Annotated in this window: 1 protein-coding gene; it reads left to right on the forward strand. The window is 42.3% G+C overall.

The genetic code is table 11. The features are described from left to right. Nucleotides 1–43 precede the first annotated feature (43 nt). Nucleotides 44–298, forward strand: coding sequence for a hypothetical protein (locus D3A97_RS25405; protein WP_119081244.1), 255 nt, complete (start codon nucleotides 44–46; stop codon nucleotides 296–298). The last annotated feature ends 225 nt before the right edge of the window (nucleotides 299–523 follow it).

The following is a 523-nucleotide window of genomic DNA, read 5'->3' on the forward strand; positions in this document are numbered from 1 at the left end:
GCAAATACTCCTAATTACTATCACTACAAACACTACTTGAAAAATGGCATCCGCAGTTGACAAAACCAAGTGCCAAGCTGAGGAGAAGACAGTTGTCACCAAAGCAAAAGCGTCAGAAACTGCCCAATCCACCCAGGAGAAGGCTGCGGCGGCCGCCCAGGCCACGAAGGAGAAGGCGGCGGAGATGGCGGAGAAGACAAGGGAGCAAGCGGTGAGCATGGCACAAGGTGCAAAAGAGACTGTTTTGGGGAAGAAAGATGATCCAAAGAAAACCACTACCACCCCAAAGGACTGCTAGATTGAATTGAAATTTGGAAGTTTGTCTGTTGGTGTTGCTGTCTGGTTTTAGTTCTATATATGTATTTTGGTCTTTGGGCATGTTCCCTTGGCAGGTTAGAGTAATATCGGTCTAGTTGATATATTAATAAATAATGACGTCAGTCCCAGATATTTAGAGTCTGCCTAATGAAATGTACTTTTAATTTTGTTATATAAAATGAAATGAATTAAAAGTATGTGATTA

This window comes from Chitinophaga alhagiae (assembly GCF_003568665.1).
Taxonomy (GTDB): Bacteria; Bacteroidota; Bacteroidia; order Chitinophagales; family Chitinophagaceae; genus Chitinophaga; species Chitinophaga alhagiae.